Annotated in this window: 25 protein-coding genes; 16 read left to right on the top strand and 9 right to left on the bottom strand. The window is 52.6% G+C overall.

Going from position 1 to position 25,360, the window contains the following annotated elements:
* The 5 genes from W822_RS42195 to W822_RS42175 all read right to left on the bottom strand — a co-directional run bounded on the left by W822_RS42195 (position 1) and on the right by W822_RS42175 (position 6,148).
* Positions 1 to 1,362, bottom strand: coding sequence for an acyclic terpene utilization AtuA family protein (locus tag W822_RS42195; RefSeq protein WP_024006827.1), 1,362 nt, complete (start codon positions 1,360 to 1,362; stop codon positions 1 to 3).
* Complete coding sequence (locus W822_RS42190) at positions 1,362 to 2,735, bottom strand: LLM class flavin-dependent oxidoreductase (protein ID WP_024006826.1); 1,374 nt, start codon at positions 2,733 to 2,735, stop codon at positions 1,362 to 1,364. Before W822_RS42190 ends, W822_RS42195 begins: the two co-directional genes overlap by 1 nt.
* 41 nt (positions 2,736 to 2,776) lie before the next feature.
* Positions 2,777 to 3,769, bottom strand: coding sequence for a Bug family tripartite tricarboxylate transporter substrate binding protein (locus W822_RS42185; protein ID WP_024006825.1), 993 nt, complete (start codon positions 3,767 to 3,769; stop codon positions 2,777 to 2,779).
* Positions 3,770 to 3,865: 96 nt separating this feature from the next.
* Positions 3,866 to 4,960 (bottom strand): flavin reductase, encoded by a 1,095-nt coding sequence (locus W822_RS42180; protein WP_024006824.1) that lies wholly within the window; start codon positions 4,958 to 4,960, stop codon positions 3,866 to 3,868.
* A gap of 234 nt (positions 4,961 to 5,194) precedes the next feature.
* Positions 5,195 to 6,148, bottom strand: coding sequence for a LysR family transcriptional regulator (locus W822_RS42175; protein ID WP_051401843.1), 954 nt, complete (start codon positions 6,146 to 6,148; stop codon positions 5,195 to 5,197).
* A gap of 163 nt (positions 6,149 to 6,311) precedes the next feature.
* On the opposite strand from W822_RS42175, the gene W822_RS42170 reads away from it, so the two are divergent.
* Positions 6,312 to 6,755: an amidohydrolase family protein gene (locus tag W822_RS42170; protein WP_172642824.1), complete on the top strand. Its 444-nt coding sequence runs from the start codon at positions 6,312 to 6,314 to the stop codon at positions 6,753 to 6,755.
* Here the strand turns inward: W822_RS42170 and W822_RS42165 are convergent.
* Together W822_RS42165 and W822_RS42160 are read right to left on the bottom strand one after the other, a co-directional pair.
* On the bottom strand, positions 6,744 to 7,751 hold the full coding sequence (locus tag W822_RS42165) for a Bug family tripartite tricarboxylate transporter substrate binding protein (RefSeq protein WP_051401842.1): 1,008 nt from the start codon (positions 7,749 to 7,751) through the stop codon (positions 6,744 to 6,746). The two genes, W822_RS42170 and W822_RS42165, sit on opposite strands and share 12 nt — an antisense overlap.
* 19 nt (positions 7,752 to 7,770) lie before the next feature.
* Complete coding sequence (locus tag W822_RS42160) at positions 7,771 to 8,811, bottom strand: mandelate racemase/muconate lactonizing enzyme family protein (RefSeq protein WP_301280281.1); 1,041 nt, start codon at positions 8,809 to 8,811, stop codon at positions 7,771 to 7,773.
* Between the two features lie 197 nt (positions 8,812 to 9,008).
* On the opposite strand from W822_RS42160, the gene W822_RS42155 reads away from it, so the two are divergent.
* From W822_RS42155 to W822_RS42110, 10 genes are all read left to right on the top strand, one after another.
* Complete coding sequence (locus W822_RS42155) at positions 9,009 to 9,647, top strand: GntR family transcriptional regulator (RefSeq protein ID WP_024006819.1); 639 nt, start codon at positions 9,009 to 9,011, stop codon at positions 9,645 to 9,647.
* Between the two features lie 95 nt (positions 9,648 to 9,742).
* On the top strand, positions 9,743 to 10,258 hold the full coding sequence (locus tag W822_RS42150; protein WP_172642823.1) for a sigma-70 family RNA polymerase sigma factor: 516 nt from the start codon (positions 9,743 to 9,745) through the stop codon (positions 10,256 to 10,258).
* Positions 10,259 to 10,283: 25 nt separating this feature from the next.
* Complete coding sequence (locus tag W822_RS42145) at positions 10,284 to 11,261, top strand: FecR domain-containing protein (RefSeq protein WP_172642822.1); 978 nt, start codon at positions 10,284 to 10,286, stop codon at positions 11,259 to 11,261.
* Positions 11,262 to 11,360: 99 nt separating this feature from the next.
* Entirely contained in the window at positions 11,361 to 13,814 is a 2,454-nt protein-coding gene (locus tag W822_RS42140) for a TonB-dependent siderophore receptor (RefSeq protein WP_051401840.1), read from the top strand.
* Between the two features lie 14 nt (positions 13,815 to 13,828).
* Positions 13,829 to 14,962, top strand: a complete 1,134-nt coding sequence (locus W822_RS42135; RefSeq protein WP_024006815.1) for a PepSY-associated TM helix domain-containing protein — start codon at positions 13,829 to 13,831, stop codon at positions 14,960 to 14,962.
* 8 nt (positions 14,963 to 14,970) lie between these two features.
* Positions 14,971 to 15,147: a hypothetical protein gene (locus W822_RS42130; protein ID WP_216593324.1), complete on the top strand. Its 177-nt coding sequence runs from the start codon at positions 14,971 to 14,973 to the stop codon at positions 15,145 to 15,147.
* Positions 15,148 to 15,310: 163 nt separating this feature from the next.
* On the top strand, positions 15,311 to 15,541 hold the full coding sequence (locus tag W822_RS46435; RefSeq protein WP_155848204.1) for a hypothetical protein: 231 nt from the start codon (positions 15,311 to 15,313) through the stop codon (positions 15,539 to 15,541).
* A gap of 196 nt (positions 15,542 to 15,737) precedes the next feature.
* Positions 15,738 to 16,718 (top strand): Dyp-type peroxidase, encoded by a 981-nt coding sequence (locus tag W822_RS42120; protein WP_024006812.1) that lies wholly within the window; start codon positions 15,738 to 15,740, stop codon positions 16,716 to 16,718.
* 463 nt (positions 16,719 to 17,181) lie between these two features.
* Positions 17,182 to 17,892, top strand: a complete 711-nt coding sequence (locus tag W822_RS42115; protein ID WP_024006811.1) for a response regulator transcription factor — start codon at positions 17,182 to 17,184, stop codon at positions 17,890 to 17,892.
* Positions 17,889 to 19,259 (top strand): sensor histidine kinase, encoded by a 1,371-nt coding sequence (locus W822_RS42110; protein WP_024006810.1) that lies wholly within the window; start codon positions 17,889 to 17,891, stop codon positions 19,257 to 19,259. Before W822_RS42115 ends, W822_RS42110 begins: the two co-directional genes overlap by 4 nt.
* Positions 19,260 to 19,281: 22 nt before the next feature.
* On the opposite strand, the gene W822_RS42105 is transcribed toward W822_RS42110, so the two are convergent.
* The gene (locus W822_RS42105) at positions 19,282 to 20,799 is read right to left on the bottom strand and encodes a tripartite tricarboxylate transporter permease (protein ID WP_024006809.1); all 1,518 of its coding nucleotides are present in this window, start codon (positions 20,797 to 20,799) and stop codon (positions 19,282 to 19,284) included.
* Positions 20,800 to 20,811: 12 nt separating this feature from the next.
* Positions 20,812 to 21,261 (bottom strand): tripartite tricarboxylate transporter TctB family protein, encoded by a 450-nt coding sequence (locus tag W822_RS42100; RefSeq protein ID WP_024006808.1) that lies wholly within the window; start codon positions 21,259 to 21,261, stop codon positions 20,812 to 20,814.
* Positions 21,262 to 21,873: 612 nt separating this feature from the next.
* Between W822_RS42100 and W822_RS42095 the strand changes: the two genes are divergently transcribed.
* From W822_RS42095 to trfA, 5 genes are read left to right on the top strand one after another with little or no spacing between them, the layout of a single operon-like run.
* Positions 21,874 to 22,641, top strand: coding sequence for a nucleotide-binding protein (locus W822_RS42095; RefSeq protein WP_024006807.1), 768 nt, complete (start codon positions 21,874 to 21,876; stop codon positions 22,639 to 22,641).
* Entirely contained in the window at positions 22,604 to 23,197 is a 594-nt protein-coding gene (locus tag W822_RS42090) for a TrbM/KikA/MpfK family conjugal transfer protein (RefSeq protein ID WP_081724454.1), read from the top strand. Before W822_RS42095 ends, W822_RS42090 begins: the two co-directional genes overlap by 38 nt.
* Positions 23,198 to 23,240: 43 nt before the next feature.
* The gene (locus W822_RS42085) at positions 23,241 to 23,660 is read left to right on the top strand and encodes a hypothetical protein (RefSeq protein WP_024006805.1); all 420 of its coding nucleotides are present in this window, start codon (positions 23,241 to 23,243) and stop codon (positions 23,658 to 23,660) included.
* The gene (locus W822_RS42080) at positions 23,657 to 24,412 is read left to right on the top strand and encodes a lytic transglycosylase domain-containing protein (RefSeq protein ID WP_253272334.1); all 756 of its coding nucleotides are present in this window, start codon (positions 23,657 to 23,659) and stop codon (positions 24,410 to 24,412) included. Before W822_RS42085 ends, W822_RS42080 begins: the two co-directional genes overlap by 4 nt.
* A gap of 27 nt (positions 24,413 to 24,439) precedes the next feature.
* Positions 24,440 to 25,339 carry a plasmid replication initiator TrfA gene (gene trfA, locus W822_RS42075; RefSeq protein ID WP_024006803.1) on the top strand — a complete coding sequence of 300 codons (900 nt, stop codon included), beginning with the start codon at positions 24,440 to 24,442 and terminating at the stop codon, positions 25,337 to 25,339.
* Positions 25,340 to 25,360: the final 21 nt, after the last annotated feature.

The raw sequence follows: 25,360 nt of genomic DNA, 5'->3' as shown, positions 1-25,360 counted from the left end.
TCAGATTTCCTTATAGCGTATTGGAAAAAAGTCGGCGGGGTCGTCGATTTCAGCCAAGTGATAGACCGAGAATTCACAGACAGGCCCAATTGGATTTTCCGGCGGATTGAGGGGAATCGCAAAGTTTCCCGCAGTCGCCAACTGTCCCGGGTAAGGCATATGAAGGACCGAGATACGGGCACTGCTGCATATTGCATTTGCGAGCTCCTGAGTCGGCGCGGTCACTTCGCCGAGCAGACCCACTTCGTGGGGAATCACATTGACCAGAGGTTCTTGGTCTCCCATCACACCATTCTTGCCATAGACATGGAAGGACAGGTTGGCCAATCCGGATTTGAGTTCAGGATAAGTGGCTTCGGTGCGCTCGCGCACACGGTCCAGGAAATCGTCCAACTGACCGATCAGAATCGGATCCCGTATCCCGCCGATAAATATCGTGCGATGCCCGATGATCGACGCACCTTCAATCTTAATGCGATATGTCGACGACGGCTCGAATACGCTGCCGCTGATGCGCACGCTACGATCACTGAGGGCTTCGTAGCGCGCACCGGTCAGGTCGAGCTCCCCACCGGGACCGGGCAACAGGTCAGGGCGTGATTTCTCGTATAGCGTATGTGCAGCGACGGAACTCGGCGTGCAGCGTTCCGCCGGATTCATGGGTTCGAGGTCAAAGCTGTCTTTCCGCACAGTGGCAACGATCACCCGGCCTTTTGGTTCGGCGCAGTTCGCCCCGCACTCAACGATTTTTCCCATATGCCAATAGACCCCGGGATCGATATCGTGCATCTGACATAAGGCAGCATAAGGGGACGGATCATAAGACCTGCCACTAATGACGATATCCACATCGGGATGCGCATTAAGGGCTTTAATGTATGGTTCGGCACCCATTTGGGCGACCAAATTGACGGCCGAGTCGATAGACTCAAGTGTAAGCTGTTTGTGTGGACCACAAGGCTGTACCTGATTATTGCTCAGGCGTTCTCGAAGCCATGTTTTGTCCACGTCAGAATAAATGGCAGCAAGTTTGAAATGATAACCTTTGTCCTGTGCCAGGTCCCGGATGATGTCAATCATCTCGTCAACGTGCTGGCCGATGCCGGGCCCGCCTGCCGAACTGATGAATAGTCGAATTCCGCGTTCGGCGCATGCCTTGAGCAGGATGGAAAGATCGCGGATATAGGCCTCACGCGTAACCAGCATGCGGCTCAGTCCCAGTTGGTAAGGGCCAGGATCGGTCGAGCCGGAATCCACAATCATGGCGTCTACACCACCGTCGATTCCACGCCAGAAGTGCTCTTCGGGAATGCCGTAGCCAAGCATGCCCTGGGGTGTCAGGATTTTGAGCTCGTTTTTCATCACGCAACCTCTTGCTTGGCACGATCCCACGTATGCACTTTGGGCCGTTCTATACCCAGGGTGTCGCGTAGCGTGGTACCTGTATACTCAGTGCGGAACAAGCCGCGACGCTGCAGTTCCGGCACTACCAGACGCGCAAAATCTTCGTAGGAACCCGGTACGTGTGTCGCAGAGAATACAAACCCATCGCATGCGGTTTCGAACCATTCCTGCATCTGGTCGGCGACCTGGGTAGCAGTGCCGACAAAGGTCGGGCCTTCGTTCAATGTACCGCGGCCCGAATACTCTACAAAATCGCGCACCGAGGGGTTTTTCTTGCCGCTTTTTGCAATGACCTTGTCACGAAGGCTGTGCCATGAGACTGCAGCGAGTTCTTCATCGGAGAAAGGTTGCTCATATGGCCGCTTCGAAAAGTCGACGTTCAAAACCTCACATAGCAACGCCAGGGAATCTATCGGTCGCGCAAGTGATTTGGTCAATTCATATTGCTCCTGCGCCTGCGATGCGGTTTCGGCTGCGATAATCTTGACCGCCGGTGCAATCTTGACCTGGCCGGGGTCCCGGCCTGCATTCTCTATGGCAGACTTGAGAAATTCGTATTGCTTGCGTCCGGCTTCCAGCGAAGGGTAGGAGGCAAACACGAGTTCGGCCCAGCGGGACGCAAATGCCATGCCTCGGCCGCTCTGTCCTGCCTGCAGAAGAACCGGATGACCCTGCGCGGAACGGGGCACGGTCAAGGGGCCCTTTGAGCGCAGGAATTTGCCTCTGTAATCCAGGCGGCGTACCTTGGACGGGTCTGCAAAACGCCCTTGCTGTTTATCCAGTTCCAGTGCGTCATCGTCCCAGCTGTCCCAGTGCCCGGTGACGATCTCGAGAAACTCGTCGGCTCGGTCGTAACGCAGGTCATGTTCCAAATGTTCTTCGTAACCGAAGTTCTCGGCTTCCGAATCATTGAGTGAGGTAACGACATTCCAGGCCACCCTGCCACCCGTCATCAGGTCGAGCGTTGCAAACAGGCGGGCAACGTGATATGGCTCATAATAGGTGGTTGAATATGTCGCTCCCAGACCCAGCCGGGAAGTCACTGCGGCCATCGTCATCAGCACAGTCGTGGGGTCAAGCTTGACTGCCCGCACTCCGTTGGCGACCGTTTCACTGTGATTTTCTCCATAGATATCAGGCATTGCCAATCGATCGTCAAAGAAGGCCATATCGAACTTCGCGTCTTCCAGCGTTCTCGCTATTCGTTGATAGTAAGCCGGCGAGGTAAAGTCGGTCATTGATGAAGGATGGCGCCACGAGCCCACGTAGTTCGAGCAGTTCTGAGCTTGCATGAATGCAATCAGGCTCATTTGGCGTTTGGGTTTTGTCATTTTCTTTCCTGGTAATTAAGTAGATTTTCGCAAGCGTCGTGTCAGTCGATATGGGCACCAGACGCTTTGACAGCCTCGCCCCACCGGTGGATCTCGCTGACAAGAAACTGTGAGAATTCCTCTGCGCTTCCACCGCGCACTGTCGACCCCGCTGTTTCATAGTGGGCTATCGCTTCGCGCGATTTCAGCGCCTGGTTCAGCGCGGTGTTTAATTTGTCTATGATTTGTTTGGGCGTGGATTTCGGTGCCAGTACACCCGCCCAGGTGGAAGCCTCAAAGTTTGTCAGACCCTGTTCCTGCAGAGTAGGGATCTGCTTTGCCTGGGGCAGGCGCTCGCTGACACTGATCCCTAATGCCCTGACTCGTCCTGATCGAATATGGGGCAGGATCGCTGTTGATGTATCAAATGCAAACTGCACGCGCCCTCCAATGAGGTCGGTCATCATGGGTGACGACCCTTTGTAAGGAACGTGGAGCATGTCCAGACCCGTCTGGCGTTTCAGCATTTCCATTGCAATATGCTGCGTGACGCCATAGCCGCTGGACCCGTATGAGAGTTCGCCAGGTTTGCTTTTGACGTATGCGATCATCTCCTGGAGGTTATGGACGGGTGTGTCAATATTCGTCACAAGGAACATGGGGCTGACATTCAGCAGAATGACGGGTTCGAAGTCCTTTAACGGGTCGTATGAAAGCTTCTTGTACAGTTCCGGGTTAATGGCAAGCGTCCCCGTCGAGCCGTACAAAAGTGTGTAGCCATCTGCGGGCTCGTTTTTAACGTACTGGTGTGAAATAATGCCCGCAGCGCCCACCCGGTTATCAACATATATCGTTTGCTTAAGCACCGCACTGGTCGCATCAGCGACTAATCTGGCCCCTACGTCGGAAGCCTGTCCTGGCGGAAATCCCACCACGAATCGAATTGCGCGGGACGGGTAGCCCGATGCCGCTTCTTTGGCGCTGGCCGGCTTCACCGCCATCAGTGCCAGTGGGCTTGCTGCAAGCGCCTGTGCAAAGCCTCGTCTTGTGATCATATTGTCTCCTTGGTATGTTCATTGTGGGATGTCTGTTGATATGGTATTGCGCCGCACAACACGGGCAGGGCGACGCCTTGTGAAATGGTGTCTCTATCAGGCAGCGACGCGCCATCCAAGTCTCTGCGATAAAGTCGTGGCCTCCTTGGCAAGCGTGATCGGGACGATGCCGTCTCTTGCTGCCGGCAGCCGATCAGCCGGTGAAGTCAGCGAAAGGGCCATTACCATGCGTCCCTGAGCGTTGAAAATCGGGGCGCTAAAAGCATTGACGGCCACTTCGTGAAAGGGGGATGTGCGCTCCGCGGCAGCGCGTGCGAATCCATGTGCGCGTGCCTGTTCAACCTCAGCTTCGAATTGTTGCCGCTGCTTGCGTGCTTCGCTGGTGTCACAGCAACTCGCAGCCAGATCCTCTTCAATCAGCGTGGCCATAATCTCTTCCGGCTGAAAAGCGGCAAAAGCGCGCCCTGTAGCCGATCTTGTTATGCTCATGACCAGGCCGGTGCGTAAATTGTGGCTTACCGGGTTCTGCGAGGGCTCCCACCTGATGGCTGTCGGGCCTCTGTTTCCCCATACTGCAAGGCACAGGGTATATTGCCCAAGCTGTTCGCAGATTTCCGGCAGCGCAGCCGAAACGAGGCGAATTGCCTCTACATCAGCCAGGCCTGATCCTCCCAGATCCAGCGATACCGGCCCTAAGTCATGGGCATAGGCAACCATGTACCGGCCACCCCCGAATGCCAATGGCTTGCATTGTCCGCGAGAAGAAATCCTTTCTACCTGACCGAGGAAAACAACATGGTCGCCGCCAGGATAGGCGGCTACTTTGCGGCATTCGAGATGCGCGGCGCATCCGTCAAGGATGGGTGCTCCACCCAATCCATTTACAAATGCGATATTTTCGAACTTGTCGTCGCGACTTTTCGCAAAATGATTCGAAACGGCCACCTGATTGTCAGCGAGAATATTAATAACAAAATGGTCGCTATCGCGAAAGGCGGGATGACTGCTGGAGCTTCTGGACTGGCTCCATAGGATGAGCGGCGGGTCAATCGAGACAGAGCTGAAGGAGTTTGCCGTTACCCCGTAATGTCTGCCCTCGGCATCCTGGGTAGTGACCACCGTGACTCCTGTTACGAATGTGCCTAACACGTTACGCAAAGTTCTCTGGTCGAAAGTAGCGGTATCAGACATGCGAGTTCTCCGTTGTATGTGCAGTACGACGCTTCAATTGCGCCAATGGAGAGCAGTGTAGGCTTTGACTTGTTGAAAGAGAAATTGCGGATGCGAATCAATTTATAGGTTTGTTCTATAAATCGGCCATGCGAGACGGGCCATATCCCGTCGTTGGCCGCAAGGAATGTATCTACGCGAGCAGTTGTCAAACGGGCTGCCCATCTATGTTTGGGGCAATACGCATGGACAGAATTAAATAATGGCTGGGGGGGTCGCCATTGCCTGTTTCAGATGCCGGCAAAAACTCTGTACGGTCGTACCGGGTTTGGCGTTGCGACGCGTCACGATACCGAACGCCCTTGTCAGTCTGATGCCGCTGAGCTCAATAACCACATGTCCGGCTTGCTGGCTCCGGCGCGCCATGGAGCGAGTTAAAAGCGTAATGCCCATTTTCGCGTCGAGCATCCCAAGCAAGGTAGCCAGATTGCCGGCGGACAAAGCGCGTTTGAGCTTCAGTTCGTGTCGATTGAGCGCTTCACTGATACGCACCAGCATCGGTTCGTATTGTTCGAGCATTAATATCGGGAACGCCGAGATTTCGTCAAGCGAAACCTCGCACCTGCTGGCGAGCTGATGTTCGGACGGTACGACCAGGACCATGTCGTCCTCCCGTATGGGTTGGAAATCGAAACGCTGATCGTTTTCCTCCAATGCCAGTACGGCGATGTCCGCTTCACCAGTCATTAATGAATTCAGAGCATCTTCGTAGCGTAAATCGCGCAGGTCAATCTGGACTCCGGGGAAATGTTCTGAATAGGAATGAATGATCGGAGGTAATGTCATCGCTGCGAGCATGGGGGTCGCAGCGACGACAACCCGCTGACGGGCCGATTCGGCCTGTTGGCGAAATTTTTCCACCAGGTCGCGCAACCCCTGGAGGGTGGCCGTCGCTTCATCAAGTAATTGGGCTCCTTGTGGCGTAACCTTGATGCTGCGCGTAGTTCGAATAAGCAGCTTTACTCCCAGCATATCCTCGAGCCGCTGGATTCGGCTTGTGACTGATGGTTGAGTGATATGCAACTGCTGAGCAGCCAGGCTGAAGCTGCCCAACTGGGCGACGGCAATGAACGTCTCAAGATGAGAGAGATCAAAGCGCAGATTGACGGGGACCGGGCGAGCCTCTGCACTATGTGTCTTGTTTTTCATTACCCGGTCCTGTCGTGAGTTCGAAATTTATAGTCGCAGCTTCATCTTAAGTTTTTCGATTCCACTGAAGGGCATCAGCGCGACTCCATCAAGAGGAAAATTATACGCTTGTTTTTCAACGGTCATGTATCAGCCGTGGGTGCTGCAATGGAAGACAACGCGTATGCCTGATATCAAATTCATATTTTGTCATGGCGGCGGCGTGATGCCCATACTTCTGGGACGAATGCAAGGATTTTCGGGTTGGAGAGGCGTCGGGCCAGAACGAATGAAGGCCATGTTTCCCAACGGCGTGTATTCGGAATTCTCGAAACTGTATTTCGAATGCGCACAAGCTTACGCGCCCGAGGCATTTTCCCTGGTTCGTAAGGTGGTGAAGCCCGATCATATACTGTTTGGCACAGACTATAGCTACTTCAACGTATCACATGCAGTGGGGCAGTTCAAGGCCCTGGATATACCTGATGACTTGCGCACTAAAATTGCCGGCACAATGCTGCAGCGATTTTGCCACGCTGGTAAACCTGAGGTGCGTTGCGGTCTTGTCAAAAGGAGCCTTGCGCTATTTACGCTATTGACAAGATGCACCTTGGCACTAAAACTTTAAATTAGCGTTTTTAATTACGGAGGACCATCTTTTGGCTTCATCTCTGAATAGAGTATTGACTTGTTCGACAGACATCGGCTTCGTGTCTGCACCTAATTCTTTAAACTTGTTTTGAACATCCGGAAGCTGCAATATATTATTAATTTCGGAGTTCAGTTTTGAAACTACCTCATTGGGAGTTTGCCTGGGGCCAAATATCCCTTGCCATGCACCAACTTCCAAGCCTTTTATTCCACTTTCTTCAAGACTGGGCACATTTGGCATGAGTTCGATGCGTGAGGCGCTGGTCACGCCCAATGCAGTTAATTTGCCGGATTGGATATGCGGGGCAAGAACGGGTATACCTGCGATAAGCAATTGAGTGTGTCCCGCTATAGTGTCGGAAATGGCTTCAGAGCCGCCCTTATAGAAAACATCCTGCCAGATCGCTCCTGTTTTTTGTTTTATTTCAAGGCCAGTCAGATGGGATATGCTTCCTATGGAAGTAGCTGCAAAATTGAAGTCCGCATTTGTGCCTTTACTTTTCTCAACTAAAGCCCGCAGCGTACTTACATGTAGAGCTGGATTGGTTACTAATAGGAAAGGCGAGAAACTTAACATTGCGACAGAAGTGAGATCCGTTTCAGGATTGAATGTGAGTGACTTGTATACTGTTGGGCTCACTGCAAGTGCGGATACGTCGCAAAGCAGAAAAGTATATCCGTCCGGCTTGCTCTTGGCTACAATATTTGCTCCGATATTGCCATTTGCCCCTGGGCGATTTTCAACAACGACAGACTGCTTGATGGTTTCGGATAGTCGATTTGCCACAATTCGGGCAACAATATCTGAAGTACCTCCAGGAGGGTAGGGTACGACGAATGTGATCGGTCGTTGAGGCCAATGCTCTGAGGCGTGCGCGGGCGGCCCCATTGTCGCCATGCAGAGCAAGATGAGAGTCGTAAATTTAATGATAGTTAATTTACTAAGAATCGATAATTGATTTAAGGTTCTCACGATAAGCCTCCTGTTTGTTCTAAATCGAAAAGCGAACGAGTTCTGAAGAATCAGGTTCGAATCCGAATCCCGTTCCGCCAGGGACCGAAAGCCGTCCGTTCGAAACTGCAAGATTGATTTCACCCAAACCTGTTCGTAGCGGATTTTCATTGACGTCCAATTCCACACGACCGTCACCGCCCAGCCCTGCAAGAACATGCAAACTTGCGGCCATGCCTAGTCCGGTTCCCATGAAATGCAAATAACATTGTGCTTCGCGGGCATGCGCATATCGAGCTACGTTTAGCGCACCACTGATACCTCCCCATTTGGCCACATCGGGTTGCACAACATGCAAAGAGTGATCGTTAATATGATTCTCAAATCTTGCTTGAGACGAAATGTTTTCTCCTGCCGCCAGAGGAATTGAGCTGTGCTCGGACAAACGCTTCCAAATACTGAGGTCTTCATTGGCAAGTAGCGGTTCTTCGATAAAATCGATCCGAAACGGCTCGAGTGCGGAGATTTGCGTCTTTGCAAGTGAATAATTCCACGCTTGGTTGGCATCAACCATTATTGAGAATTCGGTTCCCAAGGACTCGCGGGCGGTTTTTATTGCTGCTATGTCTCTGGCAGGCTCGTATCCTATTTTTAATTTGATCGCGGTGTGCCCGGCATTTTTGATTTCTCCACACTGAAGCTCAAGATTGCCGCTCGAAGGCGTACTGGCGTAGGTGCCGACAGCAGTAGTGCCGGATCCTCCCAAAAACTGAGACATGCCCATGTTGACCCTGCGTGCGCACAAATCGGCTACTGCCATGTCAATTCCGGCGAAGCATTGGGCGAAAGCCCCCGACTCTCCTGTATGAATCATCATGCGCAACAATTTTTGTTCAAGAGCGGGGCGCAGTTCCCTCCAATCCTGGAAAATCTGGCCTTGCAGACAAGGCGCGATAATGTCTCGAACAAGCCATGCGCGTGATTCTGCAGCGTGGGGAGGGAAATTGCACCAAATTTCGCCCCAACCGTAAGCCCCGTCGCAATCTTCCATTCGGACCAGACACCCTTGTCTTACAGGCATGGATCCCAGGGAGGATTCTGGGCCTTGCCTGACATGGGCTCTTAACGGATATGCGGTAACTTGCGCCACCTTTACAGGCAACGTTTGAGGATTAAAATGGCTCATTCAGATCGTCTGATATATTAGTGATTAATCAGTGGTTAATCTAATATAGATTACTCTCAAACCATTGTCAACATATGATATGATTCGACGCTATGAGCCGACTAGATGCATACGAAAGATTGAAATATAGATTGATGAGTGGCGATCTTGAGCCAGGTCAGTTTATTACTCAGAGAGAGTTCGCAGAACTTGCGGGGGTTCCCTTGGGGGCCGCCAGAGAAGCAATTATGCAACTCGAACACGAGCGGCTGTTGCGGGTTTATCCCCAGAGGGGCATTCAAATCGCTGATTGCACGATCAAAGCGTTAAACGATGCGTTCAATTATCGGAAGATTCTGGAGCTGCACGCAATAGAGCATTATGTTGAAAATGCGGCGCAGGAAAGCATATTGAAGCTGGCAGAGGATACCAGGCAGGTGCTGGCCGCACTGCAATCTTCCGGGTTTAATAAAGATTTGCAGGAACAAGCAGTGGAGATCGACTGGCGTTTACATGACGAGATTATAGCTAGCCTGGGCAATGATGTTGTCACACGTGATTATCAGATTAATGCAGGCAGGATTAGGTTGATGCGGGTTAGCAATCGGCTGGATTCTGATCGGATTGTTGCGGCTTTAGATGAGCACTTGAACATCCTCAATGCAGCGCTTGACAGAGATAAGGATAGAGCGGCCGCAGGGCTGGAGATCCATTTGACAACGGCTATGCGCAGAGCGTTAAGCGGAAGCTAATAGCCGTTGAATGGCCAGTTGCCAATTTGCGTCGAAGTTGCAGCCATGATGACATGTGAGTAGAATAACAATGATTATCATTCACGACTTGCGCCATGTCCATTTCCTCCCCCGACTCTGTTGTGACTGGCCTCTATCGCGAGCATCACGCATGGCTGGTCCATTGGCTGCTGCGGAGAGTGCAAAATACCGCGGACGCAGCCGATCTGGCGCAAGACACTTTTCTGCGTGTCATGGGGCGCCAGACCGACGACCTGATGTTATTGCGAGAGCCGCGTGCCATGCTGACCACCATTGGCAAAGGGCTGGTCATAGATCATTGGCGTCGCCAGGACATCGAGCGTGCTTATCTTGAGACCCTCGCAGCACTGCCTCCGGCCCATGCGCCTTCTCCGGAAGCCCGGCAGATTGCCCTTGAAACGCTGATCAGGCTGGACGCACTTCTGGATGACTTGAAACCCGCCTGGCGTTGTGCTTTGCTCTGGACGCGCCTGGAGGGTATTACGGTGGCAGAGGTGGCGACAAGACTGAATGTCTCTGTGGCGACTGCGGAGCGTTATCTTGCCAAGGCCTTGCGCCGTTGTTACGAGCAGGTTTATGCCGCGGTTTGAAATAGGGTCAGCAGACTCCGACATCATGCCCGACGGCACCGTGGTCGATACCGCCATTTCGTGGTTTATCCGCCTGCAAGGCAGCAGCGCCCAGTCGCAGGATCGCCGCGATTTCAACACCTGGCTCGCCGCCAGCCCCATGCATCAAGTGGCATGGCGTCGTATCCAGTCACTTGGCGGGCGAATTGATGACGTTCAGCCAGATATCGGCCTCAAAACCCTTGAGCGGGCACGTGATCGCAAGCAGGCCCGTCGCTCGGCGCTCAAGACCCTGGGCGTGGTACTTGTAGGCGGCAGCGCCGCTACCTGGCTGGCAACCCGTACACAGACCTGGCAGGCCGCAACGGCGGATTACGTAACTGCCGTGGGCGAGCGGCGTACCGTGACGTTGGATGACGGCACTGAAATCGTCATGAACACCGACTCTGCCTTCAATGTCCGCTTTGACGGGCTGAATCGATGGGTGGATTTAGTGAGTGGCGAGGTATGCATCACCACGGGTAAGGATACGGCAGCAACGCGCGGACGCCCGTTTCGGGTTCGTACAGAATTTGGCATCTTGCGGGCGCTTGGCACGCGATTCCTGGTCCGGCTGGACCCTGAGCAGGGTTGGCTGAACGTAGAGCAAGGTGCTGTTGAAGTCACTGCAGCAGTAGGCATGCGTGCCACTGCACAGGCGGGCGATACGATGCGTTTTGATCGAGAGGGCGTGCGTCGGCAGCAGACTGATCTGCTGCCGTCGGCGTGGCTGAAGGGGATGCTGATTGTGCATAATATGCCCCTTTCACAGTTTCTGGCCGAACTGTCACGGTACCGTCGCGGGTTTGTGACCTGCGACGATGCGATTGCCCGTCTGCCGGTTTCGGGCGCTTATCAGACGAAGGATCCTGACAAGGTTCTGGCTTTGGTGGCGGCCAGCCAGGGCCTCAGCCTGGGCTATCGTACGCGTTTCTGGGTTGTCGTCAGCAAAGAAGACCGTTCGGCGTATAAAAAAATGACATAATCATTCGTGAAAACTGAGGGTTTTGGCCTTCTTGTTCGGCATGGGAAATAGAAGACGTGATGTCGCGTCCTATTTTCCTACCCGACGAAGGTGACTGCAGTGGTGCTTCGCTTTACCCCTCTTGTGCAAACTCTCAGGTTGATCAAGCCTGTCCTGTCTGTGCGCGCTGTTGCGCTTTCCGCCGACCCCGGCATACTGACGCGTACGACGCTGAGTATCATGACCGTGCTGGCTTGCTTGGTACCGTTGGCTGCTTCCGGCGCATTGCGAATACAGGCCGGCCCGTTGGGGCCGGCTCTTGACTCGCTGGCAAGCAGCACCGGAATCAGCATTTCCTACGATGGCGCTCTTGTTTCCGGCAGGACCACGCGTGGATTGAATGGCAGCTATTCGACACCGGGGGCACTCGTTTCCCTGTTGCACGATACCGGACTGCAGGCACAGCGTCAGGCCGACGGCGCTTATGTGATCCGCGCTATTTCATCTCCTGGCTCATCCGTCGTCACGCTGTCCCCGGTTTTTGCGACCGGCTTCACCGAATCGCCGACGGGCCTCCTGACGGGCTATGCTGCCCGGCAGAGCGCGACGGCGACAAAAACAGACACGCCTTTGCTGGAAACGCCGCAGGCGATTTCCATTATCGGACGAAAGCAAGTCCAGGCGCAGGGCGCGCAAACGCTGGTGGAGGCGGTCAAATACACCCCCGGAGTCCAGGCCGGAACCAATCCCGTCGATAATCGCTTTGATTCTCTGCGCATCCGCGGTTTTGAACCGACCTTGTTCCTGGATGGCATGCAGTTGCCTTATGGAGCCAGTCTTTACGGTCGGCCAAAGGTTGATCCGTACATGACCGAGCGCATTGAGGTGCTGCGTGGCCCCTCATCGTCGCTCTATGGTTCGATCGCACCGGGCGGGCTGGTGAATTTTGTCAGTACGCGCCCACCCGAAGAGCCGGTTCGTTCCGTTCAGCTGAAGGCCAATAGCTGGGGCAGGGGTGAAGTTGCCTTTGATCTGGGCGGTCCGGTCAATGATGACGCCAGCGTTCTATACCGCGTGACCGGTCTGGGGTTTGCGGGCGGCACGCAGATTGATCATGCCGATGAAAGCCGCTTCATGATTGCCCCTTCTCTTACCTTGCGCGCTGATCCTGATACGACATTGACCCTGATGGCACAATACCAGCGTGACAATGGTGGTATTCAGATTCAGTTTCTTCCCGCCCAGGGAACGTTGACGCATAACCCCAATGGCGACATCCGTTACGGTAAAAACGTGGGTGAGCCAGATATCGACCATTATTCAAGAACTCAGGCGTGGCTGGGGTACGAGTTTGAGCATCGCTTCAGCGATGCGGTGACGGTACGGCAGAAACTGCGTTACGCCTGGCTCGACACAAATCTTTTCGCCGTCGCCGGTGCAGGGTTGCAGCCGGATTTGCATACGCTTAACCGACAGACCCTGTCGGCACCGGAACGCGCCCAGAACGTCACCATGGACAATCAGCTGGAAACAAAATTTCAGACAGGCGCATTAAAGCACACCTTGCTGACGGGCCTGGATTTTCGCTGGGGTTCCAGCCGAATTGACCTGGGCTTTGGCAGTGCGCCCCCCATTGATCTGTACGATCCGCAATATGGCGCAGAGATTGTCGATCCAGCCGTCGCCGTGCGCACAACGCAATACCAGACACAACTGGGTCTCTATGCCCAGGATCAGATTGCCTGGAACAAATGGCGATTGACCCTGGGGGCGCGGCACGACTGGGTGCGGACTTCGACATTGAACCGTATTGCCGATACCACTTCGCGCCAGCATGAGCACGCATTCTCTGGTCGCGCCGGCCTGAATTTTGTGTTCGATTCGGGCATATCGCCGTACGTGGCCTGGGCCCATTCGTTTCAGCCGACGATTGGAACAGATGTTGACGGTACGCCGTTCAAGCCAACCACCGGCAATCAATATGAAGTCGGGGTGAAGTATCAGACTGATGACGGCGATCTGGCACTGAACGCAGCCTTATTCAGCCTGGAACAGAAGAACTCGCTGACGGTGGATGCAGAACATCCGCAGTTTCAGACGCAAAGCGGCAGGTTGCGTTCCCGCGGACTGGAGCTGGAAGCGATCGGGCGCGTGACAGACAATCTGAACGTATCGGCTGCCTATACCTATACAGATGCCCGGGTGACCGAAAGTAACGGTACAGATGAGGGCAAGCGCGTAATTGTGACGCCACGGCACCAGGCCTCCGCCTGGGCCGACTATACCTTTGCGGGGGGGGCGCTGAACAAGCTGACTGCCGGCGCCGGCGTGCGCTATTTTGGAAAGACTTACGGTAACGCGGCGAACACGGTACGCATTCCGTCCAATACTCTGGTGGATGTAGGGCTGGGGTACGATATGAGTGCGGTCAATTCTCGTCTCAAGGGTCTGCGTGTGTCCCTTTCCGTGAATAACGTATTCAACCGGCGCTATGTCGCGACCTGCACCAGTCTGGCTGCGTGCTATCTCGGGTCGGGCCGCGTCGCCATGGCAACGTTGCGCTACGATTGGTGACGGAGAATTTCGGGATGCGCTCACATCACTTCGTTTTCTGGTACCGCATTCACCGCTGGACCAGCCTGGTCTGTACCGTGTTCCTGCTGATATTATGTCTGAGCGGCCTGCCACTGGTCCTGAAAGAGGAAATCGGCGTATGGTCAGGCACGACTGTCGAACCATCGGATTTGCCAGGCGTCACCCGGCATGTCGGCATTGATCAGCTTGCTGCCGATGCACTTGCCCGCAGACCCGGTGAAGCCATACGTTTTATTTCTGCAAGTGACGATTCTCCGGCCTGGTTCGTCTCGCTGGGTAAAACGCCGGATTCGGCGCAGGCCACGGCGGTTTATAAATATGATGCACGTACAGGAAAAATGATTCATGACATTGACCAGGAAAACGGATTGATGCTGCTGATCCGCAAGCTGCACGTCGAGTTGTTTGCGGGACTGCCGGGTACGCTCTTCGTCGGTTTCATGGGGCTGCTTTTTGTCCTGTCCGTCATCTCGGGTGTTGTCGTCTACGGGATCTTCATGCGGGGTAAATCATTTGGCATGATCCGCAAGGGCAAGGCGAGGCGCATAAAATGGCTGGACTTGCACAACTTGCTGGGTATTGCAATCACGTGCTGGTTGCTGGTCGTGGGCGCTACCGGCGTGGTCAATACACTGGCTCTGCCCATGCTGGAGCATTGGCAGAAAACCGAACTCTCGACCATGATTGCGCACTGGCGCGACGCAGCGCCGGCTCGCGGCTCGGCACAACAAGCGTTGGAGACTGCACAGCGTGCCGCACCTGACATGAAGGTATCGTTTCTCGGCTTTCCGGGCAGCCGTTTCAGTACGCCTCAGCATTTCATGGTGTTCATGCACGGCGATACCAACTTGACGTCACGATTACTTGAGCCGGTCATGGTCGACGCACAAAGTGCGAAACTGGTGGCGGCACAGCCGCTACCCTGGTATCTGAGTACGCTACTGGTGTCCCAGCCTTTACACTTTGGAGATTATGGTGGCATGCCCATGAAGCTGATCTGGATCGTTCTGGATCTGATTTGTATTGTGGTGCTGCTCAGCGGCCTGTATTTGTGGTGGGCGCGCCGGGGTGCAATGCGTGCGCATTTGTGGGTGTTGCGCGAGAATGCGGAGTCCACGGGAGGTTAATGATGCCAATGAGTAAAAAGAGCCAGCCGTCGCGGTGGGGTGCGCCACTCTTTCTGAACGTGCTGCTGGGCATCGGTCTGGCATGCGCGCTGCTGGGAGACCGGATAGTCTGGCGCGTGCTGGCGTGGATTCTGCTGGTCGTGCCGATTGGCGTCGTGGGGTACTACATTCGGCGGCGGTTTTGATATGAGCACTGCCAGTGCCAATTTTTTTTTGTATAAGTAAACATCGTGAGGCGCTTCGACATATACGATAGGGGAGACATTCGACAGACTAGCGAAGCATCAGCGCTTCGCGCGCTCTTGTCGCCGCCGTTTGCTTTTATTCAGTGATGGGACAGGGGGCGGCATGTCTCGCCTTATTTGTTCATCACGCAATTGTTTCTGCCGGGCGGTATTGGCAGCACGCTTTTTTACAACAAGGCGGGAAAGAATCAACGCTATCACAAATGCGATCACCAGTATGATGCCACTGGCCAAACTTGTCATTCAATACTCCATCGGCGAAATCACGCCAAAATATGTATGTTACGACGATTTTGGCGATTCTCCGTCGATTCACCCACGTATGGCGATATGAACAGCGATGCTTACCGCTTACCCTGTAACGCGAGCGACCGAAGCTGGCAGGGTAGTGCTTTGTGAGCTTATGGAAACAATGCGTCTTTCGACGGATTCCGGCACCAATTTTTGGGGTGGATGGCAATTTCGCTCTAAGCGACATTACGATGAAGTATATTTTCACATTCAACTAAAGCACGGCGAACGGATTTTTCATGGACACAGGTGTACCTTCAGATATTTCCCAGCCTGTTGTAGCAAGGCTCTCACGCGCAGCGATATTTATCGTGGCGACTATCAATGCAGGAGCCGGGAGCGAAAGCGCCGTCAAATCCCTATGTGCCGATCTGTCGGGTATCGTCAAGGCGGTTGCCTTCCGGGATCTGGAGGGCGAGTTGTCCTGTGTCACCGGATTCGGCTCCGATGCCTGGGATCGCCTTTTCGGATCACCCCGGCCCCTGGATTTGCATCCCTTTCGTGAAATACGGGGCCGCCACCATGCGGTGTCGACGCCAGGGGATATTGTTTTTCATATTCGTGCAGCAGGCATGGATCAGTGCTTTGAACTGGCCACCCATATTATGTCACGGCTCGATGGTCATATTGTCGTTGTCGACGAGGTGCATGGATTCAAATATTTCGATAATCGCGATCTGATCGGTTTCGTCGATGGCACCGAAAACCCGGTAGACCAGGGAGCGATAGACGCCACGATTATTGGGCAGGAAGACGTGACGTTTGCCGGCGGCAGTTACGTCGTCATACAAAAGTACCTTCATGATCTCAAAGCGTGGAACCAGGTGCCTGTCGAAGAACAGGAAAATATCATCGGCCGGAAAAAACTATCGGATATCGAACTGCAAGACTCGGCCAAACGTACATACGCCCACAATGTACTGACAAACATTGAGGAAAATGGCGAACAGCTTGAAATCGTTCGCGACAATATGCCATTCGGCCAGGTCGGCAAGGGCGAGTTCGGGACGTACTTTATCGGCTACGCACGCTCGCCTCGCCGTATAGAGCGGATGCTGGAAAATATGTTTATCGGCAACCCACCCGGCAATTACGACAGATTGCTGGATTTCAGCCGCGCGATCACGGGCACGCTGTTTTTTATTCCGACCGCCACGTTTCTGGATGATGTTCAGGCAGACAGGGCTATGGCTGACGGGTCCGACCGTACAGCCGGTTAATGATTGGGCAGGAATAAAATGCCCATCGGTTATGGCTGTCGACGGCGTTTCGCTCAAAAGATCTTGACATGGGGGCGCCAGATTGTTTGCGCCGTCCGCCGCCAGAACGTATTACGATAGCCTTACCATTTGGTCATGATACGGGTGGATAGATGCCACAAAGTCTGGCCTGGCTATGGCTTGCCCCGGTCCGAAGAGGCGGCCGGTACTGCCCGATGAGGCAGCATACATTACTGGATTACTCATACATAATGATTCGATACCGGAGAATCCGGCAGGCACGTGATCAAAAAAAGTACAACAGGCAAACATGATCGCCGCAGCACTCACGTCTTGAGTCGATCGATACTTGGTGATATGGTTTTTGAAAGCAGCATGAACAGGGCATGATGTCCAGGAAGCACGCCTGCTAATAATCAATCAGGAGGCGCTCGCCTCATACTCATTTCGCGTGGAAACAGATATGTGGCAGTGTCTTATTATAGAGGATGATCGGGATAACGCTCGTTATCTTGCCAATGGCCTGACGGAGCTTGGGCATCTGGTCAGTGTTTGCGGGGATGGAGCCAGTGGGCTTGAAAATGCGATGAAGGACAAATGGGACATTATCATTTTGGACCGCATATTGCCCAATCATGTCGATGGCCTTGCCATACTGTCTGCCCTGCGGGTAGTGGGAAAAAAGACGCCGGTCCTGGTACTGAGTGCGCTGTCGGCCGTCGACGATCGGGTTGATGGTTTAAGGGCCGGTGGTGATGACTATCTGGTCAAACCATTTTCGTTTTCTGAACTGGTCGCCCGACTGGATGCGTTAATCAGACGAACGCGGCCCGATCTGGACGTTAAACAACTTCGCATTGCGGATTTGACCATTAATGTCGCTACGCAGAAAGTACAACGAGCTGAACGAACGATTTCATTACAGCCGCAAGAATTCCGTTTATTGATGTATCTGATGCTTAACGCTCACAGAATCGTGACACGAACAATGTTACTTGAGACAATTTGGGGATACAGCTTTGACCCTCAATCGAATGTGATTGATGTGCAGGTTAGCAGGCTGCGCCGTAAAATTGATTTCATTTCCACAACGCCGTTGATCCACACTATACGCGGTGTGGGATATACCCTCTCTGATCGTCAGGAATCCACTTCGGAGTCCGCAGAAGAATGACGCATTTTTTCAGGCGCCTGTGGACTTCCATTTCTTTTCGGCTGACGTTGAATTACGGCTTGTTAGCCTTTTTTTCAACGTCGATATTGATCGTATTCATATACGTTCAATTCAGCGGAGCCCTGCGAACCGGGTACACAAGACAAATAACAGCGACGGCACAACGGTTGGCAGCGACTTTTGAGGATGGCGGCCGTGATGCGCTTATCTCTGCTATTGAACTGACGCTTTCGGATCGCATCGACTCTGACCGGGAGATCTACCTGCTTTTGGATAAGGATGGTCAAAAGCTGGCCGGAAATCTTGCCATATCCTCGAAATTCAATTCAAACAATACGCAAATGTTTGACGCTCAGGTTATTCAAGATGGCACTCCAACGCGTGGCCAGCTTCAAATCCAAACCCTGTCCGACGGCGGACTATTAGTTGTCGGGCAAGACTCAAGTGAGATAGGCGAGATCACCTCATTAATTGGGCGTGCGACGGCGGCAGCCATTGTTTTGTCTGTGCTCCTGGTACTTCTTGGAACATATATATTCAGAAGGGAATTGGCGTACCGCGTGAGCCATATTCGAAGAACCACGCAGCAAATCGGGGCAGGCAAACTGTCCAAACGCATCTCGGCACCCACGGGTGAAGACGAGTTCACACTGCTCAATCGTGACATCAACACGATGTTAGACAGAATTGAACTGTTGATGAAAAGCGCCAGGCACATTTCGGATACGATTGCACATAATCTTCGCACGCCGCTGACGCGCATAATGGGTGCATTGCGAGCGGCGCAACGGCCGGGCGTATCCATGACCGAAGTGCAGCAGGCCAACCATAACGCAATCGAGAGCATCGAAGGCCTCAACGTGTTGCTGGAAAAACTCTTGCAAATTGCCGAGATGGAGGCAGGCATACAGCGTCGTTCGTTCAAGCCCTGCGAGCTGGACGTGATCGTTTCCGATGTGGTGGAGATACATGAGGCGTTCGCGGATGAGAAAGGCATTTCGTTATACCGTGCAAACCTGGATAACGTTACGGTTTATGGCGATGTGAATCTGCTGGCCAGCGCGCTTGCCAATCTGCTCGACAACGCGGTTAAGTATGCCACCCATCAAGTTGTTGTTAGTGTAGTCAGGCATGGCCGTACTGGACGCATTACTATTGAGGACGACGGGCCTGGCTTGCCCGCCGCTGAGTATGAACATCTGGGTAAGCACTTTTATCGATCGGACCCGTCTTCGGAGGGGCATGGTTTGGGTTTAACCAGCGTAATGAGCATTGTGAGCTTGCATGGTGGATCGCTCTCTTTTTCTAATGCTCACCCTGGATTGCGGGTAATTGTATCGCTGCCTATTGATTCAACACCCAATTAACGCGCTGGTTGTTCGGTGTGGATCAAACCGACTCCGGGGATGGATCCGCAGTCACGACCGACCGATGGCGCAGGCTGCTCCACACACCCCATACAAGCAAAGTTGCTGTCAGAATCAGCACCCACATACTGATCGGCCGCTCGATAAAAGTCTGGATGCTGCCGCGTGAGAGCAGCATGGCGCGCCGGAAATTTTCCTCGAGCATCGGGCCCAATACATAGCCGAGCAGCAGTGGAGCGGGCTGGAAGTCGAGTACTCGCAGCACATAGCCACCAACGCCGAACACGAGGACTGTATACACATCGAAGACGTTGTTGTTGACCGAATAGGTGCCAATGCAGATGAACATAATGATTGCCGGGTACAGGATGTGATACGGAATCGTCAGCACACGGATCCACAGACCAATCATCGGCACGTTCAGAATCACCAGAACGATATTGCCAATCCAGAAGCTCATCACCAGGCCCCAGAACATGTCAGGCTGCTCGGTCAGCATTTGAGGTCCGGGCTGGATTCCGTGGATCATCAGTGCGCCGATGATCAATGCCATCGTCACGCTGCCGGGAATGCCAAGTGTCATTGTCGGGATGAAGGAGGCCTGATCTGAGGCGTTGTTGGCCGATTCCGGCGCCATGATGCCCTCGATCGCACCCTTGCCGAAGCGCTCGGGCGTCTTCGACGAACGTTTCTCGAGCGCATACGCCATGAAGGCGGCTACGGTAGGGCCCACGCCAGGCAATATGCCGAAGAACGAGCCCAGGCCTGATCCGCGGGCCATTGGGCCCCAGGAACGCTTCATCTCGTCACGGGTTGGCAGCATGGCCTTCATCGATACGTCGATTTTACGGTCGGCCGCCTTCACATGGTTGATGCTGGCAATAATCTCGGTGACACCGAACAGGCCCATGGCAATGGCGACGATCTGTACACCATCCTGTAGCTCGGGGAATCCCAAATCGAAGCGTGCCACGCCGGAATTGACGTCGGTACCGACCATGCCCAGCAGCACGCCGCCCACGACCATGGTGATGCCTTTAATCGCCGAACCGGACGACACCACAGAAGCCGCCACCAGGCCCAGTACCATCATTGAAAAGTACTCTGCGGGACCGAACTTGAACGCGACTTCAGCGACGAGCGGAGAGAACAGCATCATCATGAGGATGCCAACGGTGGCCCCGAAGAATGAGGCGACGGTGGTCATAAGCAGCGCGACACCAGCCCGTCCCTGTTTGGCCATCGGAAAACCGTCAAGACACGTTACGGCATTGGCCGGCGTTCCCGGAAGATTCAACAGGATCGAGGCTGTTGACCCGCCGTAGGTACTGCCATACCATATGCCGGCCAGCATGATCAGCGCAGCGGTCGGTTCCAGGACGTAGGTAATCGGAAACAGGAGCGACATTGTCGCCAGGGTGCCGACACCCGGAATGACGCCGATCAGCGTGCCGAGCGAGACGCCGATGATGCACCAGAGAAGATTGTTCCAGGCGAGCGCGGTCGACAGACCGAGCACGATATTGTCAAACAGTTCCATCTTTATCTTCTCCTACCACGGCCATGCGAAGGTCGGCAGGATGACTCCCAGACCGACTTTGAAGACCAGGGTCGCGCCGAAGGAGAGCACCCCGGCGAGAATCAGCGAGCCCTTCCAGGAGAGTTTGCAATCCGAGACGCCCGCAAGGACGGTCAGCGCAATAATTGCGGGTACAAGGCCAAACGGAAGGACCAGCAGTGCGAATGCGAGCATCGAAAGGCTGATCCAGAGCAGTGGTCTTAATTCTAATGCTGGGACAGGCCCCGCGCGCAGCAGGGCAGGGATCAGTATCATGAGCCCGCACAGCATCAACAGACCGCCGACGAGGGCGGGGAAGTAACCGGGTCCCATTCGGGCGGCCGTGCCAACGGAGAATGTGGTTAATGAGTGGTACATGGCGCCTGCCCCGGCAAGCGTGATCAATACGCCACCGATCAAGTCTCGGTAGTCGACTCGAAGCATGAAGTTGTCTCCTTGTAAATTGTCAAATACAGCTCCGGTGCTATGCGCGAAGCTTCGAATCGACAATTATGTCTTTGGGCAACCTATGCGGCAACTTAGCTTTTTCTTACTATTTGGTCATGTGGTGGTTTTTGGGATGAATCGCGGGTCCAAGTAGGATGCACTGTTAAACCAAGCCGTTTTCTTGCTTTTGACAATGGAATATTTACATGCCGGGGATGTACGAGTGCTCGGAAGCCACTGATTTATGCCGTAGAGCCCGAGATTTTTCTAATTGTATTGAACGGCTGTATTTCTATCGCACAAAAACAAAAGGCCTCCGCTTGGAGACCTTAAGTAAAATGGCGCGCCCGGCAGGATTTGAACCCACGACCCCTTGGTTCGTAGCCAAGTTCTTCTAATGTATATTTGATCAATAAAATCAAATAGTTAAGGGATCTCATTTGTACTATAAATTTTAAAAAGCAATGGCTGTAAGGTATTGATTTTCTTAGGAACAACTTTTCGCAATAGTACAGTTCTCGATGACATCTGGCGTCAGTGCATTAAGTCGGGATAGTGCCTATCGATAAGCTTTTCCGACAAAAATTCGCTAACATTTCAAGGAACTATATGAAAACCGTACATATCGTTATTCAAGGTAAGGGCGGGGTTGGTAAGACTTTTATTTCCTCCATTCTTGCTCAGTACTATTTAGAAAAAGATGCTGATTCGGTGCACTGCTTTGATACTGACCCCGTCAATAGGAGTTTCAAGCAGATTGCCAGTTTGAATGTGGATCTTGTTAATATCCTGAATAAGAAAAGCGAAATTGATGTCCGCCAGTTTGATTCCTTAATAGAAAAGCTCATTTCTGCTGAAGGAATCGGTATTGTCGATAATGGATCAACGTCTTTCATTCCATTGCTTGCTTACTTGAACGAGAACGGCGTTGTCGAATTTTTGCGAGAAACGGGCATATCCGTTTATTGCCATGTTCCTCTACAAGGTGGTCAAGCATTTGGCGATACTATTCTCGCGCTTGCTAAAGTACTGAAATCGCTAAAAACTTCAACGGTTGTATGGTTAAACAATTTTCAAGGCCAAGTGGTCGAAAATGTACAGGAATTTCATGATATGGGTGTCTATAAAAGCAACAAGGCCCTAATTTGCGGAATAGTTGATATACCAGATCGTTCCAACGATACTTTTGGCGTTGATATCCGTAGCATGACTGCTCAAAATCTAACCTTTGATGAGGTTGCACAATCCGACAGTTTTTTCGTAATGAGTAAACAGCGCATTTTGATGTTTAAGCGCGGCATATACGAGCAATTGGACGCTCTTAACCTAGGAGAAACACATGAGTCCCGAACAGTGGAGAAAGAGCGTCAGGCATAGTGTGCCGACGCTTATTGCAGTGATCGCCGCCAATTGGGCGGCTTTTTTATGCCCGGTTTATGCGCAAGACGCAGAATTGCAAGGCGATGAGCGCATGGCCTGCGGTGCCGTACTATGCCTGGCGAGCGGTGCTGGTCGTGGAGAAAGCGAATGCAGTGGATATTTGAATAAATACTTTTCCATCAAGTTTACCCGCCCAGATAAAACTTTCGAGGCTCGCAGAGATTTTCTCAATTTGTGTCCCGATTCTCATGATTCCAAAAACAATATGCCTGCTTTGGTTGACGCCATCGCCAGGGGTGCTGGCAATTGTGATGCTGCCTATTTGAATAATCTGAACAAAGCCTATTACGAGAAAACTATTGTCGATAAGGGTTGGAGTAAGTGGTCAAGCGAAGACGATACGGTCCGTATCGAACGGGTGGAATATGTCAGGAACGAATTGCCGGCCTATTGCAAAGTGTATGAAGAAAATGAGTACACCCAAGGGGTTGTCCCTACTTATATCGGGATAGAAAAAGAGGATGGGCATTTTGTTGATCCTCCCATTCCATAGTCTGATGGCTGAGTAATCGGCTTATTGTTGGAGAAAAATCACGATGCCGACGAGAACAGATGAGCTGGTTAATGACGTATTTTCTCTGACAAAAATAAAACTATCACCCGATGATCCCTTGTTAGCTGTGATCTTGTTGCAGGAAGAGAAATTCAAAGAGACGTTGCAGCAACAAAATGCTGATCGCATCGAACAGGATAAAGCCTTTTTGACCCAGTTAGATGCGCGACAGGTCAAGATCGACGCTATGTATTCCGAGCTGATCCAGTACCGGGAGAGGGTGGTTGCGGAGCTTTTAGCAAAAAACCAACAGATCGCTATCCACACCGAGAATCGGGTGCAGCGGAAGGTTTCGGGTAGCTTAACGCGGCTGAAACGGCAAATCGCTCTTTTCCTGGTGTTGGCTGTGCTATTGGCACTCTATCTCAGTTGGGTGTTTCTACAAATAAGAGGATGGCAATGAACGGAATAAATACCATGATTGTGGCTCTGTTGGCCGGAATAGGTATATGGCATCCTGCTTGGGCAGCAAAAGATGTGGGCGTTAGGCCAAAAGCCGCCGAAGCTCTGACATTTAATCAGTTGGCTGCCAAGTGCGCACCCACGGTGCATATGAGTACGCTTCAGGCTCTGGCCCGAACGGAGAGTCATTTCAACCCCTATGCTATTGGCGTTGTGGACGGAGCTGTCGCACAGCCTGAAACGCTAAAGGATGCTATCGCGACTGCTAAGGCGTTGCATAAGGCAGGCAAGAACTTCAGCTTGGGCTTGGCTCAGATTAATAAACATAATCTTTCCCGGTTCGGCCTGACATATGAAACCGTATTTGACCCGTGCCGAAACCTGCAGACGGGCGCGCAGATACTGGGTGATTGTTTTGACCGTGCAGGCTCTGCAGACCCCCAAGTCGCCCTGCAGAAAGCCTTGTCTTGCTATTACAGCGGCAATTTCCGTACCGGGTTCACGCAAGACTTTAAGGGACAGCCCTCTTATGTGAAACGGATCCAGTTGGCGGCAGCACTCAATTCTGATCATCAAAAACTCAAAATTCCCGCTATCCAGACCGACATGCCTGTGTTGGCACCCGCCAAGGCCACGGTGAAAAGCCGCTCTGCCCAGAAGAAACGAGAGCGCAGCGAATCTGACAAGGTTGTGGCCAATAAGGTTGAGGATAAACGCGAAACGGCCAGCTGGGATGCATTCTCAGACTGGTAATTCAAAAGAAATGAGGTAATTTTGAATATGTATACCGACACACTCCCTGCGCAGGTTCAAAAGCTGCAGGACAAGGCAGAAGCGTTACACAGAAAGAACTATCTCTTGTCAAAAGGGATTGACCTGCAGACCAGCAGCCAATTGGCCTTTCAGTTTCCGGCAGCAATCGGACGGCGTGAAGATTTACGCCATATGCCCAACGACTATTGTCGAAGCTCTTTGTTTACAGCACGCAATAATAAGCAGCCTCGTAAAAATATGCTGCGCACCAAATTGTTTCATTTGCATGATGTCGAAATACTGTATACCGGCTTTGAACTTAGAGCGGTCGATGATGAACTGGTCTGGATGCAGTTGGTACATTACGCCAAAGATGTCGATCTGGGATCGACCTTTGAATTTAATTTGACGCAGTTACTTCACGATCTGAATTGGCCTCGCAGTGGTTCAGCATATTTACGGCTGCGAGAGTGTATTAGTCGCTTACGGGCCACTGAAGTACTTGTTACCAATAAAAAAGCCTATGGGGTGAGTGGTTCATTTAGCATGCTGGAGTATGACAGCCTGAACGATGAGAAGGGCGATCAGCATACTTATTATGTGCGGATGAACCCCAAAATAATGCTTTTATTTGCCGGGAATCTTTTCACCTCTCATAACTGGGATGCCTATAAAACACTGTCACCCGCTGCTCGCCGACTGGTTGATTATGTGAGTTCACATAAAACACCGCTGCCCCTGAGTGTCGAGAACTTTGTTAATTTGTGTGGCGTTGACATGGATTCTGCCGCTAGAGCACGTTCATTTGCCAAGGCCAAGTGCCAAGAATTAAAAAATAACGGCTGGGTGGCGGATATTTTTGTAGAAAATGATCGAATCCATTGCTTAAAAGCAGCGGTCAAAGATCGCAACTGCTTGCCGGCGTGATTGGCACGACGCATTGAAAAC

The sequence above is a fragment of the Advenella kashmirensis W13003 genome, assembly GCF_000506985.1.
Taxonomy (GTDB): domain Bacteria; phylum Pseudomonadota; class Gammaproteobacteria; order Burkholderiales; family Burkholderiaceae_B; genus Advenella; species Advenella kashmirensis_A.
This window is presented reverse-complemented; position numbering and strand designations above follow the sequence as displayed.

Excerpts from the sequence above, each read along its gene's own strand:
- W822_RS42195 (WP_024006827.1), bottom strand. The coding sequence starts at position 1,362 with ATGAAAAACGAGCTCAAAATCCTGACACCCCAGGGCATGCTTGGCTAC.
- W822_RS42190 (WP_024006826.1), bottom strand. The coding sequence starts at position 2,735 with ATGACAAAACCCAAACGCCAAATGAGCCTGATTGCATTCATGCAAGCT.
- W822_RS42185 (WP_024006825.1), bottom strand. The coding sequence starts at position 3,769 with ATGATCACAAGACGAGGCTTTGCACAGGCGCTTGCAGCAAGCCCACTG.
- W822_RS42180 (WP_024006824.1), bottom strand. The coding sequence starts at position 4,960 with ATGTCTGATACCGCTACTTTCGACCAGAGAACTTTGCGTAACGTGTTA.
- W822_RS42175 (WP_051401843.1), bottom strand. The coding sequence starts at position 6,148 with ATGAAAAACAAGACACATAGTGCAGAGGCTCGCCCGGTCCCCGTCAAT.
- W822_RS42170 (WP_172642824.1), top strand. The coding sequence starts at position 6,312 with ATGCCTGATATCAAATTCATATTTTGTCATGGCGGCGGCGTGATGCCC.
- W822_RS42160 (WP_301280281.1), bottom strand. The coding sequence starts at position 8,811 with ATGCCTGTAAGACAAGGGTGTCTGGTCCGAATGGAAGATTGCGACGGG.
- W822_RS42155 (WP_024006819.1), top strand. The coding sequence starts at position 9,009 with ATGAGCCGACTAGATGCATACGAAAGATTGAAATATAGATTGATGAGT.
- W822_RS42150 (WP_172642823.1), top strand. The coding sequence starts at position 9,743 with ATGTCCATTTCCTCCCCCGACTCTGTTGTGACTGGCCTCTATCGCGAG.
- W822_RS42145 (WP_172642822.1), top strand. The coding sequence starts at position 10,284 with ATGCCCGACGGCACCGTGGTCGATACCGCCATTTCGTGGTTTATCCGC.
- W822_RS42135 (WP_024006815.1), top strand. The coding sequence starts at position 13,829 with ATGCGCTCACATCACTTCGTTTTCTGGTACCGCATTCACCGCTGGACC.
- W822_RS42130 (WP_216593324.1), top strand. The coding sequence starts at position 14,971 with ATGAGTAAAAAGAGCCAGCCGTCGCGGTGGGGTGCGCCACTCTTTCTG.
- W822_RS46435 (WP_155848204.1), top strand. The coding sequence starts at position 15,311 with ATGTCTCGCCTTATTTGTTCATCACGCAATTGTTTCTGCCGGGCGGTA.
- W822_RS42120 (WP_024006812.1), top strand. The coding sequence starts at position 15,738 with ATGGACACAGGTGTACCTTCAGATATTTCCCAGCCTGTTGTAGCAAGG.
- W822_RS42115 (WP_024006811.1), top strand. The coding sequence starts at position 17,182 with ATGTGGCAGTGTCTTATTATAGAGGATGATCGGGATAACGCTCGTTAT.
- W822_RS42110 (WP_024006810.1), top strand. The coding sequence starts at position 17,889 with ATGACGCATTTTTTCAGGCGCCTGTGGACTTCCATTTCTTTTCGGCTG.
- W822_RS42105 (WP_024006809.1), bottom strand. The coding sequence starts at position 20,799 with ATGGAACTGTTTGACAATATCGTGCTCGGTCTGTCGACCGCGCTCGCC.
- W822_RS42100 (WP_024006808.1), bottom strand. The coding sequence starts at position 21,261 with ATGCTTCGAGTCGACTACCGAGACTTGATCGGTGGCGTATTGATCACG.
- W822_RS42095 (WP_024006807.1), top strand. The coding sequence starts at position 21,874 with ATGAAAACCGTACATATCGTTATTCAAGGTAAGGGCGGGGTTGGTAAG.
- W822_RS42090 (WP_081724454.1), top strand. The coding sequence starts at position 22,604 with ATGAGTCCCGAACAGTGGAGAAAGAGCGTCAGGCATAGTGTGCCGACG.
- W822_RS42085 (WP_024006805.1), top strand. The coding sequence starts at position 23,241 with ATGCCGACGAGAACAGATGAGCTGGTTAATGACGTATTTTCTCTGACA.
- W822_RS42080 (WP_253272334.1), top strand. The coding sequence starts at position 23,657 with ATGAACGGAATAAATACCATGATTGTGGCTCTGTTGGCCGGAATAGGT.
- trfA (WP_024006803.1), top strand. The coding sequence starts at position 24,440 with ATGTATACCGACACACTCCCTGCGCAGGTTCAAAAGCTGCAGGACAAG.